The organism is Thermodesulfobacteriota bacterium (assembly GCA_034189135.1).
Lineage (GTDB): Bacteria > Desulfobacterota > Desulfobacteria > Desulfobacterales > JAUWMJ01 > JAUWMJ01.
Map to the genome: position 1 here is coordinate 1 of JAXHVO010000136.1, position 17,407 is coordinate 17,407.

At 44.0% G+C, this 17,407-nt stretch carries 14 protein-coding genes; 7 read left to right on the forward strand and 7 right to left on the reverse strand.

The annotated features are described in order from the left end of the window. Positions 1-129 precede the first annotated feature (129 nt). Positions 130-1,167 (reverse strand): N-acetyl-gamma-glutamyl-phosphate reductase, encoded by a 1,038-nt coding sequence (gene argC, locus SWH54_19880; GenBank protein ID MDY6793530.1) that lies wholly within the window; start codon positions 1,165-1,167, stop codon positions 130-132. A 302-nt stretch (positions 1,168-1,469) separates the two neighbouring features. On the opposite strand from argC, the gene SWH54_19885 reads away from it, so the two are divergent. Genes SWH54_19885 through SWH54_19905 form a run of 5 tightly spaced genes read left to right on the forward strand, consistent with a single transcriptional unit; the run spans position 1,470 to position 6,638 of the window. After that, the gene (locus tag SWH54_19885) at positions 1,470-1,784 is read left to right on the forward strand and encodes a zinc ribbon domain-containing protein (GenBank protein ID MDY6793531.1); all 315 of its coding nucleotides are present in this window, start codon (positions 1,470-1,472) and stop codon (positions 1,782-1,784) included. Between the two features lie 21 nt (positions 1,785-1,805). Continuing rightward, complete coding sequence (locus SWH54_19890) at positions 1,806-2,741, forward strand: ATP-binding cassette domain-containing protein (protein ID MDY6793532.1); 936 nt, start codon at positions 1,806-1,808, stop codon at positions 2,739-2,741. A 1-nt stretch (position 2,742) separates the two neighbouring features. Next, entirely contained in the window at positions 2,743-3,447 is a 705-nt protein-coding gene (locus SWH54_19895; GenBank protein ID MDY6793533.1) for an ABC transporter permease subunit, read from the forward strand. 11 nt (positions 3,448-3,458) lie between these two features. Further along, positions 3,459-5,663, forward strand: coding sequence for a Gldg family protein (locus SWH54_19900; protein ID MDY6793534.1), 2,205 nt, complete (start codon positions 3,459-3,461; stop codon positions 5,661-5,663). A gap of 9 nt (positions 5,664-5,672) precedes the next feature. Then, positions 5,673-6,638, forward strand: a complete 966-nt coding sequence (locus SWH54_19905) for a DUF4340 domain-containing protein (GenBank protein ID MDY6793535.1) — start codon at positions 5,673-5,675, stop codon at positions 6,636-6,638. Positions 6,639-6,904: 266 nt separating this feature from the next. Here SWH54_19905 and SWH54_19910 read toward each other — a convergent pair whose 3' ends face one another. The 6 genes from SWH54_19910 to lpdA form a co-directional block, all read right to left on the reverse strand. After that, the gene (locus SWH54_19910) at positions 6,905-7,618 is read right to left on the reverse strand and encodes an ABC transporter ATP-binding protein (protein MDY6793536.1); all 714 of its coding nucleotides are present in this window, start codon (positions 7,616-7,618) and stop codon (positions 6,905-6,907) included. After that, positions 7,618-8,388 carry an ABC transporter ATP-binding protein gene (locus SWH54_19915; GenBank protein MDY6793537.1) on the reverse strand — a complete coding sequence of 257 codons (771 nt, stop codon included), beginning with the start codon at positions 8,386-8,388 and terminating at the stop codon, positions 7,618-7,620. The genes SWH54_19910 and SWH54_19915 overlap by 1 nt, the downstream gene beginning before the upstream one ends. Position 8,389: 1 nt before the next feature. Beyond that, on the reverse strand, positions 8,390-9,697 hold the full coding sequence (locus tag SWH54_19920) for a branched-chain amino acid ABC transporter permease (protein MDY6793538.1): 1,308 nt from the start codon (positions 9,695-9,697) through the stop codon (positions 8,390-8,392). 39 nt (positions 9,698-9,736) lie between these two features. Continuing rightward, positions 9,737-10,660, reverse strand: a complete 924-nt coding sequence (locus tag SWH54_19925; GenBank protein ID MDY6793539.1) for a branched-chain amino acid ABC transporter permease — start codon at positions 10,658-10,660, stop codon at positions 9,737-9,739. Positions 10,661-10,813: 153 nt separating this feature from the next. Next, on the reverse strand, positions 10,814-11,989 hold the full coding sequence (locus SWH54_19930) for an ABC transporter substrate-binding protein (GenBank protein MDY6793540.1): 1,176 nt from the start codon (positions 11,987-11,989) through the stop codon (positions 10,814-10,816). 125 nt (positions 11,990-12,114) lie between these two features. Next, the gene (gene lpdA / locus SWH54_19935; protein ID MDY6793541.1) at positions 12,115-13,548 is read right to left on the reverse strand and encodes a dihydrolipoyl dehydrogenase; all 1,434 of its coding nucleotides are present in this window, start codon (positions 13,546-13,548) and stop codon (positions 12,115-12,117) included. A 226-nt stretch (positions 13,549-13,774) separates the two neighbouring features. Here lpdA and gcvT point away from each other — a divergent pair, with 226 nt between their 5' ends. Both gcvT and SWH54_19945 read left to right on the forward strand, forming a co-directional pair. Beyond that, a complete protein-coding gene (gene gcvT, locus SWH54_19940) occupies positions 13,775-16,423 on the forward strand; it encodes a glycine cleavage system aminomethyltransferase GcvT (GenBank protein ID MDY6793542.1) in 2,649 nt (882 codons plus the stop codon). A gap of 460 nt (positions 16,424-16,883) precedes the next feature. After that, positions 16,884-17,327, forward strand: a complete 444-nt coding sequence (locus SWH54_19945) for an Lrp/AsnC family transcriptional regulator (protein ID MDY6793543.1) — start codon at positions 16,884-16,886, stop codon at positions 17,325-17,327. The last annotated feature ends 80 nt before the right edge of the window (positions 17,328-17,407 follow it).

Genomic DNA, 17,407 nt, shown 5'->3' on the forward strand with positions numbered 1-17,407 from the left:
ACTTTAAGACAAAAGTCTAGATATTTCTTATCATTTCAGCATGTTATAACATACTGTTTTCTTACGCAATTTAATCTAGCTCGGCTAAATCCTTAAAAAACCAAATGCGGTTACCCTGGGGTGTGGTTACTACACAGGAAAAGGAGCATTCATCAGCCCTTTGGTTTCATCAAGACCGTGCATGATGTTCATGTTTTGAACAGCTTGCCCTGCCGCACCTTTTACCAAGTTATCGATCGCCGATATCAATATCAACCGGTTGTTACGAAAATCAAGTTTGAATCCAATATCACAGTAATTGGTCCCGCGAACGTGTAATGTATCCGGAAAGTTTCCTTTAGAACAGATTCTTATAAAGGGGCTGCCGGAATAAAATGAAGAAAAGCAATTTTGTATATCTTCATAACCGACATCTTTTAAAAGATCTGCATATATCGTGGTCAACATCCCACGGGTCATGGGAATAAGGTGGGGAGTAAAAGTTATATTTATATCCTGTTTCGCTTCCAGGCTCAATATCTCTTCCATCTCCGGATTATGCCTATGCTCGGCCACTTTGTATGCTTTTAACGATTCATTTACTTCACAAAAATGCGTGGTAAGCGAAAGCGATCTTCCCGCACCGCTCACTCCTGATTTTGCATCTGCCACAATAGTATGAATATCTATCAGCTTGTTTTTTACCAGAGGAATCAGCGGCAGCAGAACACTGGTCGGATAACATCCAGGGTTGCCAATCAAAGAAGCTTTCTTAATTCGGTCATAATAAATTTCACAAAGCCCGTAAACAGAACGCTCTATCAAGTCAGGAGCGGTATGCTCCTGGTAATATTCCTCATACTTGGCCACATTACGGAACCTGAAATCGGCAGAAAGGTCGATTACTTTTTTCCCCCTCCCTATAAGTGCGGGGACAAGTTCCATGGGGAGTTTGTGCGGCAGGGCCATGAATATGACATCCGCCTTTTCACAGATATAGTCTGCTTCAAATTCATCGCATGTCAGGTTGACACTGCCTGCCATTGACGGATATATGCGGTCAAATTTTTCTCCCTTATATTTGCGGGAAGTCAGAATGGTAAGGGTTGCATCCGGGTGTCCCGAAAGAATCCTTACCAGCTCGGCACCTGCATACCCGGTCGCTCCAACAACGCCGACTTTGATCATAAATCCTCTCCGCAGTCTATTGCACGTTTAAACATCAGGCATCGCCCAAAATCATCGGTAAATACTCAAAGTCGTTTTTAATAACAGAGGTATGATATAATTTCAAGGAGATTCATGACCTCGAATGAAACAAATGCATTTTCCCAGCGCTGCTTTAAAACCTCCCTTTTATGCTGTTTCTCGTTAAGCGGATTTATTTTTTCCCATGGATGCATTCTATTTTTTACTGCTGCCTCTATCTTGACAGTATCGATTTTATGATTAGTTTTTTCTCGTCGAAACCAAACAAAGATACACATCGCATGCCGGTATATGAATACGAACATATAGAAAAGCCCTGTCATCTAGGTAAAGTTTTTGAAATAAAACAGTCCATTAAAGATAAACCATTGCGCAAATGCCCTGAATGTAACGGACCGATAAAAAAAATCATGTCTCTGGGAAGTATCAGCACCAAAAAAAGCAACAGTGAACTGCGTGATCTTGGTTTTACCAAGCTGGTGAAGAGAGATGATGGGGTTTATGAGAATGTGACCGCCCGAAATGGGGACAGCCGTTACATGCTTCGCGACAAACCCGAAACAATTCCAAACCTTAAAAAGACCATAACCGATTAAAAGTTTGCAAAGGAGAAGGATATGATCCATGTTGAAAGCCTGACAAAATATTATAACGATCTCTGCGCGGTGGATCAGATCAGCTTTGATATCTCAAAAGGTGAAATTATGGGGCTGCTCGGTCCCAACGGCGCCGGCAAAACGACCACTTTGCAGATACTTACGGGCTTTTTGAGACCGACTTCCGGAAGCATCAGGGTCAAAGATTACAGCATTGATGAAGATTCTCTTCAGATCAAGAAACTGCTGGGCTATCTTCCTGAATCCGCACCCCTTTACCATGACATGCTGGTCTATGACTATCTGGATTACGTGGCAAATATCAGAGGAATCGACCGCTCCAATAAAATATCTCGGATTCGTCATTTGGCCGACCTCTGTGGCATCAGTGAAGTGATGCACAAAACCATCAACGAACTTTCTAAAGGCTTTAAACAGCGTGTGGGTCTGGCCCATGCCATGATGGATGACCCCGAAATACTGGTTTTGGACGAACCCACGTCAGGTCTTGATCCGAATCAAATTATAGAAATCCGTGACATCATTAAACAGATCGGCCAAGAAAAAACCGTCATTCTATCCACACACATTCTAAGTGAAGCCGAAGCGACATGTGACCGTATTGTGATCATTAACAAGGGAAAAATCGTGGCCAACGACACCACCCAGACTTTAAAGCAATCTGCCGGTGGAAATACTCTTATCAGTATTTCCCTGCAAAAAGCCGAGTTAGAATCCGTCAAAAAACAGCTCACTGATATTAGCGGAATTTCAGACATCGTCCAGGTCAGCGATGATAATGGCATTTTAAATCTTAAACTGACCAGCACCTCTTCTGCCGACATCAGAGGTGACATATATAAAAAGGTCAGACAAACCGACTGGATACTCTTAGAGATGCATCAGGAAACCCAAACCCTGGAAAATATTTTTCGGGAACTCACAAGGGAGAATTAATATGCCTCAGGCCTTTTTCGTTTTCAAAAGAGAATTTCGGACCTACTTTGTATCGCCAATTGCCTATATTGTTATATCGTTTTTTCTTCTGGTTACGGGATGGTTCTTTTTTACCACCTTCTTTCTTTATAACCAGGCGAGTCTTCGCAATTTCTTTGCACTTCTTCCAATTATCTTTTCATTTGTCGTTCCGGCAGTCACCATGCGGCTTTTTTCCGAAGAATTCAATGTCGGATCATATGAGACCTTACTTACCATGCCGGTTACATTTATTGACGTGCTTTTAGGTAAATTTCTGGCCTCGATTGCCTTTATTGCCGCCATGTTGATACCGACCCTGGCCTACCCTCTCACCGTTGGAATCCTTGGACAGTTGGATTGGGGCCCCGTTGCAGGAGGATACATTGGAGCCATCCTTCTTGGTGCCGCTTTCTCGGCAATCGGTCTTTTTGCTTCATCTATGACCAGAAACCAGATTATTGCTTTTATTACCGGGATGGCCATCTGCTTTTGCCTGGTCATGATTGATAAAATGCTCTTTTTCCTCCCCCGGTTTTCACTGGTATTTTTTCAATACCTGGGAGCAGATCATCACTTTCAAAATATCTCAAAAGGTATTATCGACTCAAGGGATATTCTCTATTTTCTGAGTATAAGCTTTATCGGCCTTTACGGTACCCATCTTGTTTTACAGGAAAAAAATTAAGGAGCATGTAAATGACTGCGAATAAAAGATCGATAAATTTTCTGAAATTTTTCATCTATCTGATTGTCATTGTTCTTATAAACTTGGCTGGAACCACTCTCTTTTTCAGACTCGATCTTACGAAAAACGGGACCTATTCCATCTCCAAAGCCAGTCAGAAAGTGGTTTCCACTCTATCGGAACCTCTCACCATCAAGGTTTTTTTCACTAAAAACCTTCCTGCGCCCAACAATAATACGGAACAGTATCTACATGACCTTCTGGAAGAATACTCCATTTTTGCCAATCAGCATTTTAACTACACCTTTTATGATGTCAGTCCCGACGAAGGAGATATCAGGCAGGAAGCAAAGGAAAATCGAGAGCTGGCGGAAAATTATGGAATTCGTCCTGTTCAAATTCAACTGGTGGAAAAAGATGAAATCAAGTTCCAAAAAGCGTACATGGGCATGGTGTTAATTCACGGGGATCTGATCGAAAAAATTCCCACCGTCACATCCATTGACGGGCTGGAATACAAATTAACCACGGCCATTAAAAAAATGAACCATAAAATAAGTGCCCTCCTCGGCCTGTCGGAAAAAATACGGATTAAACTGTTTCTCTCTTCCTCCCTAAAGCTGGTGGCCCCTTACATGAAATTAAACAATCTTTCCGGACTTTCCCAAACAATAGACGAAACGGTTCAAAAGCTTAACCAAAGAAACTACGGCAAGTTGGAGTTCCAATATCTTGACCCTACCAAAGATCCCGGGCTCAATGAACTGGTAAAAAAATACAACATCCTCAGCCTGAAATGGCCCGATTTTGCCGACGGAAATATCAAGGCAGGCAATGGTGCCATCGGCCTGATGATGGTGTACCAAGACAAGGCGATAACCATCCCGCTGCTGAATATTCTCCGGCTGCCCATTATCGGAACGCGATACGAACTGGTTGATTTAAATGAATTGCAAGAAATCATCTCCGAGCATATCGAATCTCTCATCGATATCAATGAGGACATCGGCTACCTTGCCGACCACGGGACACTCAATATGCAGGGTGTTTCCTCCTTTGACCCGTCAAGGCAGCGGGGCCAAAACAACCTTAACAATTTTAAGATGCTGACTGAACAAAACTACTCGATCAAACCGGTCAATCTTAAGGAAAAAAATATTCCTGAGAGTCTTGGCTCCTTAATTATCGCGCGACCCACCGAAGCATTTACCGATCACGAGCTTTTTCAAATCGACCAGTTTTTGTCGCAGGGAAAAAATCTTGCCCTGTTTGTTGATTCTTTCAATGAAGTAATGCCCGGCGGTCAGCAGGGTATGGCTTTTGGCCGCGGGCCTATGTATCTCCCCATTGATACCGGTCTGGAAAAACTACTTAAACACTACGGAATCAGCATTAAAAAATCCTATGTCATGGATGAAAATTGCTACAAGCAGGAAATGCCCAGGCAACACGGCGGTGGTCAAAGGCCCATCTATTTTGCGCCACTTATTAAAAATAAATTTATCAATAAAGACCTAGATTTTATTAAAAACATAAAACGACTGATTGCCATAAAAATATCTCCTGTTGAAATCGACGAAGCACAAATCCAAAAAAATGGCCTTATTGCCCACAGGCTGTTCGCTTCATCGGAAAAGTCATGGGAAATGAGCGGACAAATTAATTTAAACCCCATGTTTATTTCCCCCCCACCGGCAGATAAAAAGAAAAGCCTGCCTCTGGCGTATATTATCGAAGGACAATTTCCCAGTTATTTTGCCGGCAAACCGATACCGATAAAAAATGCAGCTGAAAATAAGAAAGACAAAGCAGACGATAAGAGTCGAACCGCCTCGCAACAAAAAAATGACGGCAGTGATTTTCCCCAAATAGAAAGCGAAGGCGGGTTTATTGCAAAAGGCAAGCCGGCAAAGATTTTTATCATCTCCTCATCTGATATGCTTACGGATAATATACTGGATCAGGAAGGAAGAAGCTCCAACGCTGTTTTTATCATGAACGTATTGGACTATTTAAATAATCGGGAAGAAATCGCTGTAATGCGCAGCAAACAGCAGCAATTTAACCCCCTGGGAGAATCAACGGCAGGAGCAAAAACGTTTATAAAATCTTTTAATATTGCCGGTCTGCCTGTACTGGTGGTCATCTTCGGACTTTTTGTGCTGTTTAGACGCCATTCTCGAAAAAATCATATCATGATGATGTTTAAAAAATAAGGACATTCTATGAAAATTAAAAAGGAATATATCATTCTTGCGGTCATCATTGCGGCCCTGCTGGTTTATCTGAGCCAGCGCAGGACTGACAGAACCCTTTACCAGTTGGCGGATGTACCGCAAATCTCTCATTCAGCCATTACTAAAATAGAAATAACTAAAAACAACACAGCGATTGCCCTTGTCAAACAAGGCGACCAATGGAGCATCGGGCCTAAAAAATATCCGGCAAACGGAATAAAAGTGAATGACATGCTCGATTTGATGAGCAAACTCACGCTTACGGCCCTTGTGTCTGAATCAAAGAGCTACAACCGGTATGATCTTGACGAGGTTAATAAAATAACGGTTAAAGCCTTTGATAAAGATAAGGTTAAACTCGAGTTTGATATTGGTAAAGCAGCAGCATCGTTTCGCCATACTTTTGTAAAAATTGCCGGTGACGAGCGGGTTTTTCATGCACGCGGCAGTTTCAGGGGCAAGTTTGACCAAACCATGGATGACCTGCGGGATAAAGCCGTACTTGCATTTAAAATAAGCGAGATATGGGAAATAAATATTGCCAAAAACAAGGATAAGATGGTTTTCAGCCGCATGCAGATACCGGATAAAACCAAGCCATCCGAGACGTCTAAACCAAAAATCGAGCCAGTAAAAACGACCTGGCAAAATGCCGCCGGTCAAAAAGCCGGTAATTCTAAAATAAATCGTCTTCTTACCACCCTTTCAGACCTTAGTTGTGAAAAATATATTTCAGACCGAACCAAAGGCGAATTCACCGATCCTGTATTCACCCTGCTTCTTAAGGGGAGCAAGGAATATAAACTGTCTATATTTGAAAAACTGAACAAGGATGATAAAGACTATCCGGCCATATCATCAGAAAACAGCTATCCTTTTATTTTGTCGGGCTCACAGGTGAAAAGCATCATGGAAGATCCTGCTGAAATGCTGGAAAAGAAGGATAAAAAGTAAATCTTTCAAGAAAAGAATTCCGGCCTATGAGGCCAGGATTTGAGTTACCTCATAAATAGTCTGTTTTTAGCTGGTTGCAATATATAAAATAGAAAGCTTAAAGTTAATTCAGAGTATATAAACGAACATTCAACATCGAACGTTCAACGTCGAATTTTGAATAAGGTATTCTGCCAATTTACAAATAGTTAGAGCGAAGCGATTTAACTATTCGATGATCGCCGTTCGATGTTCAAAAACGACAAAACCTTAATCAATTATTTCCTTCATCCTCCCAAATATGCTTTCTTGACCTCCGGATTTTCAAGCAATTCTTCTGATGGGCCCTCCAGCACCACACTGCCGCTTTCCAATACATAACCTCGACGGGCAAATTTCAACGCCATCCTTGCATTCTGTTCAACCAGCAAAATGGTGGTGCCCTCCTGATTGATTTCCTTTAACGCATCAAAAACATCGAGCATCAGCAAGGGGGCCAGCCCCATGGACGGCTCATCGAGAAGCATAATTTTTCTACCGCTCATAAATGCCCTGCCGATGGCCAGCATTTGCTGCTCTCCGCCGCTTAACGTACCGGCTTTCTGAACTTTACGCTCATCCAACCGGGGGAATATGGCGAATACCCTCTCAATGTCTTTGGCGATATCTTCTTTATCCCTGCGAGAAAAGGTGGCAAGTTGAAGGTTTTCCAAGACCGTCAGGTTACCGAACAGCCGTCTTCCCTCTGGAACATGGGAGATACCGAGCTGACTGACCACTTTATCAGCCGCATACCTGAGCAAGTCTTTTTCCTTAAAACTCATTCGGGTACCTTCCTCTACGGGTACCATCCGTGAAATAGCTCGCAATGTGGTGCTTTTCCCCGCACCGTTGGCTCCGATAATGGTTACAATCTCACCTTCATCAATCTCAAAGTTTATTCCGTGGAGAGCCTTAATTTTATCGTAGGATACCTGCAAATTTTTCACCGACAGCAGCATCAGTCTATTGCCTCCTTGCCCAGATAAGCATCAATCACTTTAGGGTTGTTCTGTATTTCTTCCGGCGTACCTTCGGCAATTACCTCGCCGAAAACCAGGGTCTGTATCTCCTGGCAAAGTTCCATAACCAGTTTCAACCGGTGTTCAATTAAGAAAATGGCCAGTCCGAATTCTTTATGAACCTGACGAATGATTTCCATCATCTGAATCAGTTCTTCCGGGTTCATACCGGCGGTCGGCTCATCCAAAAAAAGGATCTTCGGTTCCATGGCCAGCGCCCTGGCCATTTCCACCCTTCTTTGAGCCCCGTAGGGAAGATTAAGCACATTCTCATGTGCCAGATCACTAATACCGACCAGTTTCAGCAGTCCATATGCTTTTTCTTCGGCTGCGGCCTCCTGCCTGTTTCGTTTTGCGGTTCCAAAAAAAGCCCCGGTCAACCCGTAAGTCATTTTCGAATACTGGGCCATGATCACATGCTCAAGAACGCTCATATGACGCCATAGCAGCAGATTTTGGAAAGTCCTACCGAGTCCGGCGGAAGCAATCTGGTGGGGCTGAAGTCCAACCAGATTCAGGTTTTCTAGTTCAACCGTTCCTTCGGTGGGTTGGTGAATGCCGGTTATCAGATTAAAAATAGTCGTTTTACCCGCTCCGTTGGGGCCGATCAGCCCCCTTATCTGACCCGGTTCAATAGTAAGATCATAGTTATACACAGCCCGCAGTCCGCCGAAATAGTGAGTCATTTTCTTTACCTGAAGCAAGGACATATTATACCTCTTCTCCCTTTTTCTTTTTAGGCTGAATCAATTTCTTCACGTTAAACTCCTTAAAGGCGATCAATCCTGTGGGACGGTAAATCATTACCAGGATCAAAAGCAGCGGAATGGCAATCCATTTAAAAAGCTCCAAAGGCCGCAGGGCTTCGCCAAGCACGCTGAGACTTACAGCGCCCACAATCGACCCGTACACCGAATTCAAGCCGCCGAAATAGACCATCGCCAAAACCTCGGCCAGTTTCTGAATGCCAAACGTTGCCGGGTTCACATAACCCAGCACATGGGCAAACAGCCCGCCGGCCACACCGGCCCAAAATGCAGCAAACATGAAAGCCACCACCTTTGTACGCTTGGTGTTGACGGTCATTGCATTGGCAGCCGTTTCTTCATCCCGTACAGCATTTAGCGCCTTGCCAAGGGTGGAACGAACAAAGTTGTTGATTACCCAGATACAGACCACAGTCCAGATAAAAACGGTGGGCAAGTTGGCCCAGTTTGGCTGACTGCTGAGTCCACGGGGTCCGCCCACGAATTCCATGTTTTCAACCAGACTTTTGACGATAAACATAAACGCCAGAGAGATGATCGCCAGGTAATCTCCCCGTGTTCTGAATGAAGGAATGGCGACGATCAATGCTCCCAGGGCGGCCACGCAACCACCCAGAATGAGTCCCAGGGGAAACAGAAACGGACCTATAAAGGAAGGCATAAGCGCTTGGCCAAACATGCTGTCGTTAACAAAAAGGGATACGGAAAAAACCGAAGCAGTATAAGCACCCAGAGCCATAAATCCAGGATGTGAACAGGAAAATTCTCCCATGTAACCGTTGATTATGTTCAGACTTACGGTGACCATGATAGCGATCAGAGTAAATTTGAGCGTAATTAAACGGTAGTCACTCACATCCGCCCAGATATGAAAAATGATATAAAGCAACACCAGATGGATAAATACCGATCCCGGCATGGAAAAATGGATTAGTTTTTCCGCCAGCCGGTTGGCCGGTGCAAGGCTCAACCGCGCAATAATGCCGATGGGTAAAATGAATATCAATAAAACGTAAAGCATGGTGCTGGGAACAAGCAACGGTTTTTTAAGCATGATTAAGAAACCAAAAAGTGCCGGAATTTTAGGTAATCCCAAAGCCAGTGCCAGCTGTGTTCCCACCGCTTGTTCCAGGATAACCGCAATCATTGCACCAAAAAGCCACCCCAGAATCGGTACCATGGAAAACATCTCTATGATTTTACTTTTTAATCCTGTTTCAGGTGTAGATAATTCGCTACTTGTTACTTCCATTTGAATCCCTTTCAATAAAGAGCCAACTTGATCTCGTGACTACAGTCTCAACTTGGCACTGTATGGCTCGCCAAAGAAGCCGTAAGGCCTGAAAACCAAAATAAGCAGTACAATTGAATAAGCGATTATATCCCTCAAGGTAGATGGAAAAATCATCGCCACAAAGATTTCAATAAACCCAAGTAAAAATCCCGCCAGAGTGGCCCCCATAATCGAGCCTCTTCCGCCTAATATCGCTGCCACAAAGGCTTTCCAGCCAAATAAAATTCCCATGTACGGATCGAGTACCGGATAAGCCACCCCGAAAAGAATACCGGCCACAGCGGCCAAAGCCGATCCAATGGCAAATGTCATGGCCGCAATACGGTTGATCGATACCCCCATCAAAGGTACCACCACAAAATCAAAGGCCATGGCCCGCATGGCCATCCCCCAGCGGGTTTTTTTTATAAACAGATGCAACGCCAGCATAAAGGAAAGCGAAACGGCCACAATCATGATCTTTTTGTTGGTGATGAATACACCATTGACATTATAGGTCAGGGTTTCGATCAATGGAGGAAAGGATATCCGTTGAGTACCCACTCCCCACAGGACCAGCATTTCGAGAATAATACCAATCATTAAACCGGTAATGGCTGCCGATGCACGCGGTGCCTCCCGTAGCGGACGATACCCCACACGCTCTACGAACATCCCCACAAAAGAAGTTAAGAACATGGAAAGAAGGATGGTCAGCACCAGCACAAACCATCCGGGCAAAGGAAGAGTCCACAGTGATGCCAGCGCCATCAAGCCTGTGGCAACACCAAACCCGATATAGGCCCCGACCATAAAAATATCGCCGTGCGCAAAATTAAACAGCATCATGATGCTGTAAACCATGGAGTATCCCAATGCGATGAGTGCATAGAAACTGCCCCACTGTAAAGCGTTGATCAGGTTCTGAAAGAAAAATACCATCTTGCTTTCCTCTCGTTCTTTCAAAAAAGCGGGCTCAGGGTTTATCGCCCTGGCCCGCTTTTGATATGACATTTACAGGCTTTAAGCCTTTACGGACCTCAGGTCATCATATGAGATCTATCCTGCAATTTTTACTTATCGATTGCGCCCATCTTAGGGACAGATGGACTTGTAGAACTCGAACTCACCGGCATCGCTGATTCTGACGATAACGGCACATTTTTTCGGATCGCCTTCTTCGGTAAAAGTCATTTTACCGGTAATACCATCAAATTCCTTGATCTTAGCAAATGCATCCCGAATCCCCTGGCGGTCTTTTTTCAGGTCTCCGGTAATTGTTCCGTAAGATTCAATTGCTTTTTGTACCAGTCGTATGGCATCCCAGGTCAGAGCGCCGACATCGTCCGGAATATAACCGTGTTTTTTATTATACCTGTCGATAAATTCCTTGGTGGCTCCCTTGGCCCCGGCGGCTGCATAGTGAGTACTGAAAAACTGCCCGTAGCAGTCTTTCCCGCACAGTTTAACGGTTTCTGCAGAACCCCAGCTGTCGCTACCAACAATCGGTTTGTCCCATCCAAGCTGATGAGCCTGCTGTACGATTAAAGCCACTTCATTATAGTACTGCGGAGTAAACAGAAACTCAGCGCCTGATTTGATTATTTTTGTCAATTGTGAACTGAAATCAGCGTCTTTAGTGGTAAAGCTTTCATAGGCCACCACTGAACCGGCACCGTTCAGATCTTCCCAGGCTGCTTTAAAAAACTCGGCAAGACCTTTCGGATAGTCACTGGCCACGTCGTATAAAACCGCTGCCTTGGTATATCCGAATTCTTTCTTTACGAAATTGGCAACCACCGGACCCTGAAACGGATCAAGAAAACATCCCCGGAAAACAAATGGTCGGTCTTTGGTTGTTTTTGGGTTGGTCGACCAGGGGCTGATCATCGGGGTGTTGTACTTATTGGCCACTTCACCCGCAGGTACTGCTTGTTTGGAAGACTGGGGGCCCACAATCACCAGGACGTCATCCTCTGTAATCATTTTGGTATTTGCCTTCACCGCCGATTCCGCTTTGGCCTCATTATCCTCTATGACCAGCTCTACCTTGTACTTTTTTTCCCCTACCTCAAGTCCGCCTGCAGCATTAATATCTTCAAGCCACATTTGGGCGGCAAACTTTGTTCCCTCCCCTACTTTGGGGATATCTCCGGTAATCGGAGCATTTATGCCAATCTTAATCGTCGTTGGCTCCTTGGGACCACAAGCGAATACAATTAGACCCACCACCAGACAGCAAATAATACCTACAAATAGTCCTTTTTTCATTACTACCTCCTTTTTTATCCGGCCATTTTTTTGATCTGTTTAAATAAAACCATCTCCCCACATCAAATTACGTTTGCCTGTTATCACAGGAACAAAACTTAATCAACCTGTAAACCAAAAAAATATTATCCATGCAAAGATCTGTCAAGCGCCTTGAATGAAGTTTCCTGCATAACTTCAGAGAACGTGGGGTGCGCATGAATGGTGGCAGCCAGATCTTTTACACTGGATCCGCTCTTAATGGCCAGTGTGCCTTCGGCAATAAGATCGGTTGCGTGCGATCCGACAATGTGAACACCTAAAATTCTACCGGTGTCAACATCTGATACTATCTTTGCCATACCGGCAATTTCTCCCACAACCTGTGCCTTTCCCATTGCCCGGAAAAGAACACTGTCTGAACGTACGCGATCATTTATCTGTTTTGCCTGCGATTCTGTCAGCCCGACGTTTGCTATTTCCGGTGTGGTAAAAATTGCACCGGGCACAGCAGTATAGTCCATCTTTTTACTCCCTTGCATGGCATTTTCTGCCGCAACAAGGCCTTCCGCAGAGGCAACGTGTGCAAGCATAACTTTTGCCGGTCCGAGGACATCACCAATGGCATACACCCCTGCAATATTGGTTTCCATCTTCTCATTGGCAATGACCCATCCCTTTTCGTCCACATGAACCCCTATGTTTTCAAGGCCGAGGTGATCGGTACTCGGTTTACGTCCAACACATACCAAAATCTTTTCCACTCTCTCGATTTTGGGTTCTTCGTCTTTTGGAGAAATATTCTCCAAAAAAGGCGAGGGCCCTATTGTTACAGCAAGACTGCTCTCTTGATCTTCAACCGATTCCACACTTCTGTTAACCAAAAACTTAATTTTTCGCTTTTTCATTTCACGCTGCAAAATCTTTGAGCAATCTTCATCAACGGATGGAAGCGGCAACATCCTTGACAAAGCCTCCACCACAGTCACTTTGCAACCAAGTGCGGCGAGCACAAATGCAAACTCACAACCGATAACTCCACCTCCGACAATGAGTATTGATTGCGGAATTTGGCGCAGGCTAAGCGCTTCGTTGCTCGATATAATCCGATCCCCGTCAAAGGGTATCGATGAAAGGCTTATCGGGTATGACCCAATGGCTAAAATCAGACCGTCATAAGATATTTCTGCGGTATTCCCGTCCTCATATTTTACCGTGGTCCGTCCCGGCTCCTCGATAAATCCTTTTGCTTTCAGATATTGAATCCTATTTTTTTCCAAAAGCTTATTAATCCCTTGGGCCTGGCTTTTAATCACCTTTTCCTTCCGATCCATCAGTTTTGGTAAGTCCGGCATAACCGACCCCATTGACCGGATACCAAATTCTTCGGCTCTTCTGAAGTTTTCCAGCATCTTGGCGGTGTGAATCAATATTTTAGAAGGAATACAACCCCAGTTTAAACATGTCCCGCCCACACTCTCCTTTTCAATAAGGGTCACTTCGCCACCAAGCTGGGCAGCACGTATTGCAGCAATATACCCGCCGGGGCCGGAGCCGATTACAGTTATTTTTCTTGCCATGCTTTTTTAAACCTCTCTTTACTATCTGTCCTTTTATCGGAAATTATGTTCTTTTTGTAACAAAAAAACTCAATAATGAAAACACTAAAGGAGGAAAACATAAAATACTATTTTTCCGTGTTTTGGTGATAAATAAATTTGACTCTTAACAACAATTTCTCTATTCTTCAATAGTTAGTGTCTGAGTTCATACCTGCATATCAATTGAAAGGGGACTTTAAATAAAATGCCAAAACTTAATCGAACCATTTTTTATGAACGGCATGTAAAGCTCGGGGCCAATATGGTAGAATTTGCCGGCTGGGAAATGCCGATTCAGTATGATGGGGGAATCGTCCAGGAGCATCTTGCTACCAGAAAGCATGCCGGCCTTTTTGACGTTTCCCACATGGGCCGCTTTGTGATCAGCGGGAAAGACTCGCTGGCTTTTCTGCAGCATGTTCTTTCCAACAATGCGGCGGCCCTCGAACTAGAAGAAAGCCAGTACACCATTATCCCCAACAAGCAGGGTGGTGCGATCGATGATGCCTATCTTTACCGCTTTGTGGAGGATGAATATCTGTTGGTGGTGAACGCCTCAAATCGGGAAAAGGACTGGAACCATTTAAACCAGCACCGGAAAAATTTCAACGAGGTAAAACTGGTTGATCGCACTGCCGATCTGATCATGATCAGCCTACAGGGTCCTTTATCAAAAAATATCCTTTTGGGTGTTATAGATTCCGGGCATCTACCTGAACCACAGAGAAATTGTCTGGCAACCGATGCCATAAAAGGCGCCAAAGTCCAAATCGCAAGAACCGGATACACCGGAGAGCCCATCTGTTTCGAACTCTTTGTGAACACCGAAAATTCATTGATGATCTGGGATCTATTGATAGAATGTGGCGCTCAGCCTGTCGGCCTTGGAGCCAGGGATACCTTGAGGCTTGAAGCATGTCTTCCTCTGTATGGACACGAATTGGGAGACGATCCTGAAAACAACGAAATTCCCATTTTTGCATCGAGTCTTTCCAAATTTGCAGTCAGTTTATCACCCTTAAAGAAAAATTTTGTCGGCCGCGAGGCCCTGGAAAAACAATTTAATGCTCTGAAGAAAATAATAAATGACGACTTTTCTCTCATCACAGACCTCCCGCGCATGATCATGCCGGTAGCCATAGTCGGCAAAGGACTGGCCCGCAGCGGATATAAGGTTTTCCATAACGGTCACCACGTCGGATATGTAACCAGCGGTACCATGGTCCCCTACTGGAAGTATGAAGGGATCGGTATTTCCTCCAAAATTACGGATGAAAAAGGGCTGCGGGCAATCTGTCTGGCATTTATAAACAGCGACCTTAGCGAAGGGGATGAACTGCAGCTAGAAATCAGGAACAAAATGACGCCAGCAGTGGTCGTTCCCTACCATATGAGAAGCGAGGCCCCGCCTTTTGCCCGGGCTATTTTCCATGATCAGATCAGACAGGAAAAAGCGGATTTCCCAAACAAAGAAGCGGTAAAAAAGGTCCGTTCATTGCTTGATAAAACCATTGAAAATACAATCTGGCGACAGCATGAATGTATCAATCTTATTCCATCGGAGCAGACCCCTTCTAAGATGGTAAAACTTCTTTCGATTATGGACCCTGTCGGTCGTTATGCCGAACATAAACAGGTGATGGCTTTCAACGAAGCCGAAGTCTTTTACTACCAGGGAACCGAGTTCATTGCCAGAGTTGAAGAACTGCTGGAAAATGAATTGCGCCATTACCTTGAATGTACCGAGGTGGAAACACGCCCTGTCTCAGGTCAGATGGCAAATACAGCGTTATTCAGTGCAATGGTGGATTTTTTAAACCGGGCGGACAGGAAAAGCGAACAAAGGAGAATCCGCAACGTATTAAATAACCACATTATCAAAGGCGGTCATCTCAGCGCACAGCCCATGGGCGCTCTGCGAGATTTTGTCGCCCGCAATCCCAAATGGGAAAAGCCTGCTGTGGTTAATTTTCCGGTTCATGAGGATAATTCTTATAAAATAGATGTGGACGCCTGCAAAAATGTGATTGAAGAGCACCAACCTGAACTGATTATTTTCGGCAAAAGCATGACCTTACATAAGGAACCTGTGGCTCAAATACGGTCATTTGTTGATGACCTGTCCATTGACTGTGTCATTTTATATGATATGGCCCATGTTCTTGGCCTGGTGGGACCTTATTTCCAGCAGCCTTTTAAGGAGGGAGCCGATATCGTTACCGGATCTACCCATAAGACATTTTATGGTACCCAGCGGGGAATAATCGGGTCGAACTATACAGATGAAGATCTGCGTTACGAATTATGGGAAGCCATACAACGCAGGGCTTTTCCAGGCAGTGTCAGCAACCACCATCTTGGCACTATGCTCGGTCTGCTGATGGGCGCTTATGAAATGAATTACTTCAAGGATGAATACCAACGGAAAGTACATTCAAATGCAAAAGCCTTTGCAAAAGCTCTGAAGCAGTGCGGCCTTGATGTTGCCGGAGATCCCGATATCTCATATACTGAAACCCACCAGGTGATCCTTAATGTTGGCTATTCCAAAGGTCCTGAACTTGCGCAACGACTTGAACAGAATAATATCATAGTCAATTACCAGGCAGCCCCTGATGAAGAAGGTTTTACCGCATCCGGATCTTTACGAATGGGGGTACAGGAGATGACCCGCTTCGGCATGGCAGAAAGAGATTTTCAAAAACTGGCCCAGATTATTTACGATGTGGTAGCCGGAAATAAAGGAGTTAAAGAAGAGGTTAAATCTTTTAGAAACGCTTTTAGCGACATGCAGTTTTGTTTTTCAACAAACGATTTTGACGACCTTATACAAAAGCTGCATACACTGATATGATACCGTTGTACAAAACCCAACTTATCCTCATATATTAGTTGTCATAAATTTTCATGCCCGACCGGGCACAACATTGCATGAAAATTTATGCGAAACAGAATATTGCTATCAATTAATTTTACATTTAGACAAATTATATTTTTTTTATTGACTTTTATCGCAATTTAATTTAGTTATTTTAATGTATTCTTAATATTTTTCAGAGATACCTCGGATGCTGCACGAAATATTCGTGCCAAATCCTTAGGGTTCGAACAGGTAAGCGTAGACTCCGAAAATAATTTTATACCTTAGGCGCCTATGCAGTCCTTCTGAATTTAGATGTCGATGCATCCCGCCTGACTACGTTTTAAAACTTTCGAATCTGATCGATATTTCATTGTTTTTAGACCCTTGTAAGCCGGACCCTTCAACACCTTAAACCACCAACTTATTTTTATGTAAACCTTTAGAGTAAACCATGAAAATAGATGATATAAACGTTGAGATTATCAAAAACCTCCGTGATGGCAGAAAATCCTTTAAAAAAATTGCTAACATACTGAACATCACCGAAAATACCGTTCGATCGCGGGTAAACAAACTGACGAGCGAAGGTATACTGGAAACCACAGGCCTGGTAGACCCGGAAGTCATGCCCGACCATCGGGTCGTGTTTGTCGGCGTAAAATTATCCACCTTTAATCTTGTTGAGAAAGGAAAGGAGTTCAGCAAATTAAAAGGGGTGGTGTCAGTAAGCGTGGTGACAGGACGCTTTGACCTTATCCTGGTGGTTTTATTAAAAAGAGGGTTCGATCTGCTGGAGTTTTATACTCAGGAGGTTTACCAGCTTGATGGCGTTCGTTCGGTGGAAACTTTTGTGGTATATAAGGGATACAACCTGAAGGTGCCCTATATACTCTAAAACCCGAAGGATTCAGCCAGTTAGATATTCTGTAATGAATATTTTGCTATCTTATCGTCAAACGGAACCCAATAAACCTG

Coding starts and splice junctions, on each gene's coding strand:
- argC (MDY6793530.1), bottom strand. CDS start 1,167: ATGATCAAAGTCGGCGTTGTTGGAGCGACCGGGTATGCAGGTGCCGAG.
- SWH54_19885 (MDY6793531.1), top strand. CDS start 1,470: ATGCCGGTATATGAATACGAACATATAGAAAAGCCCTGTCATCTAGGT.
- SWH54_19890 (MDY6793532.1), top strand. CDS start 1,806: ATGATCCATGTTGAAAGCCTGACAAAATATTATAACGATCTCTGCGCG.
- SWH54_19895 (MDY6793533.1), top strand. CDS start 2,743: ATGCCTCAGGCCTTTTTCGTTTTCAAAAGAGAATTTCGGACCTACTTT.
- SWH54_19900 (MDY6793534.1), top strand. CDS start 3,459: ATGACTGCGAATAAAAGATCGATAAATTTTCTGAAATTTTTCATCTAT.
- SWH54_19905 (MDY6793535.1), top strand. CDS start 5,673: ATGAAAATTAAAAAGGAATATATCATTCTTGCGGTCATCATTGCGGCC.
- SWH54_19910 (MDY6793536.1), bottom strand. CDS start 7,618: ATGCTGCTGTCGGTGAAAAATTTGCAGGTATCCTACGATAAAATTAAG.
- SWH54_19915 (MDY6793537.1), bottom strand. CDS start 8,388: ATGTCCTTGCTTCAGGTAAAGAAAATGACTCACTATTTCGGCGGACTG.
- SWH54_19920 (MDY6793538.1), bottom strand. CDS start 9,697: ATGGAAGTAACAAGTAGCGAATTATCTACACCTGAAACAGGATTAAAA.
- SWH54_19925 (MDY6793539.1), bottom strand. CDS start 10,660: ATGGTATTTTTCTTTCAGAACCTGATCAACGCTTTACAGTGGGGCAGT.
- SWH54_19930 (MDY6793540.1), bottom strand. CDS start 11,989: ATGAAAAAAGGACTATTTGTAGGTATTATTTGCTGTCTGGTGGTGGGT.
- lpdA (MDY6793541.1), bottom strand. CDS start 13,548: ATGGCAAGAAAAATAACTGTAATCGGCTCCGGCCCCGGCGGGTATATT.
- gcvT (MDY6793542.1), top strand. CDS start 13,775: ATGCCAAAACTTAATCGAACCATTTTTTATGAACGGCATGTAAAGCTC.
- SWH54_19945 (MDY6793543.1), top strand. CDS start 16,884: ATGAAAATAGATGATATAAACGTTGAGATTATCAAAAACCTCCGTGAT.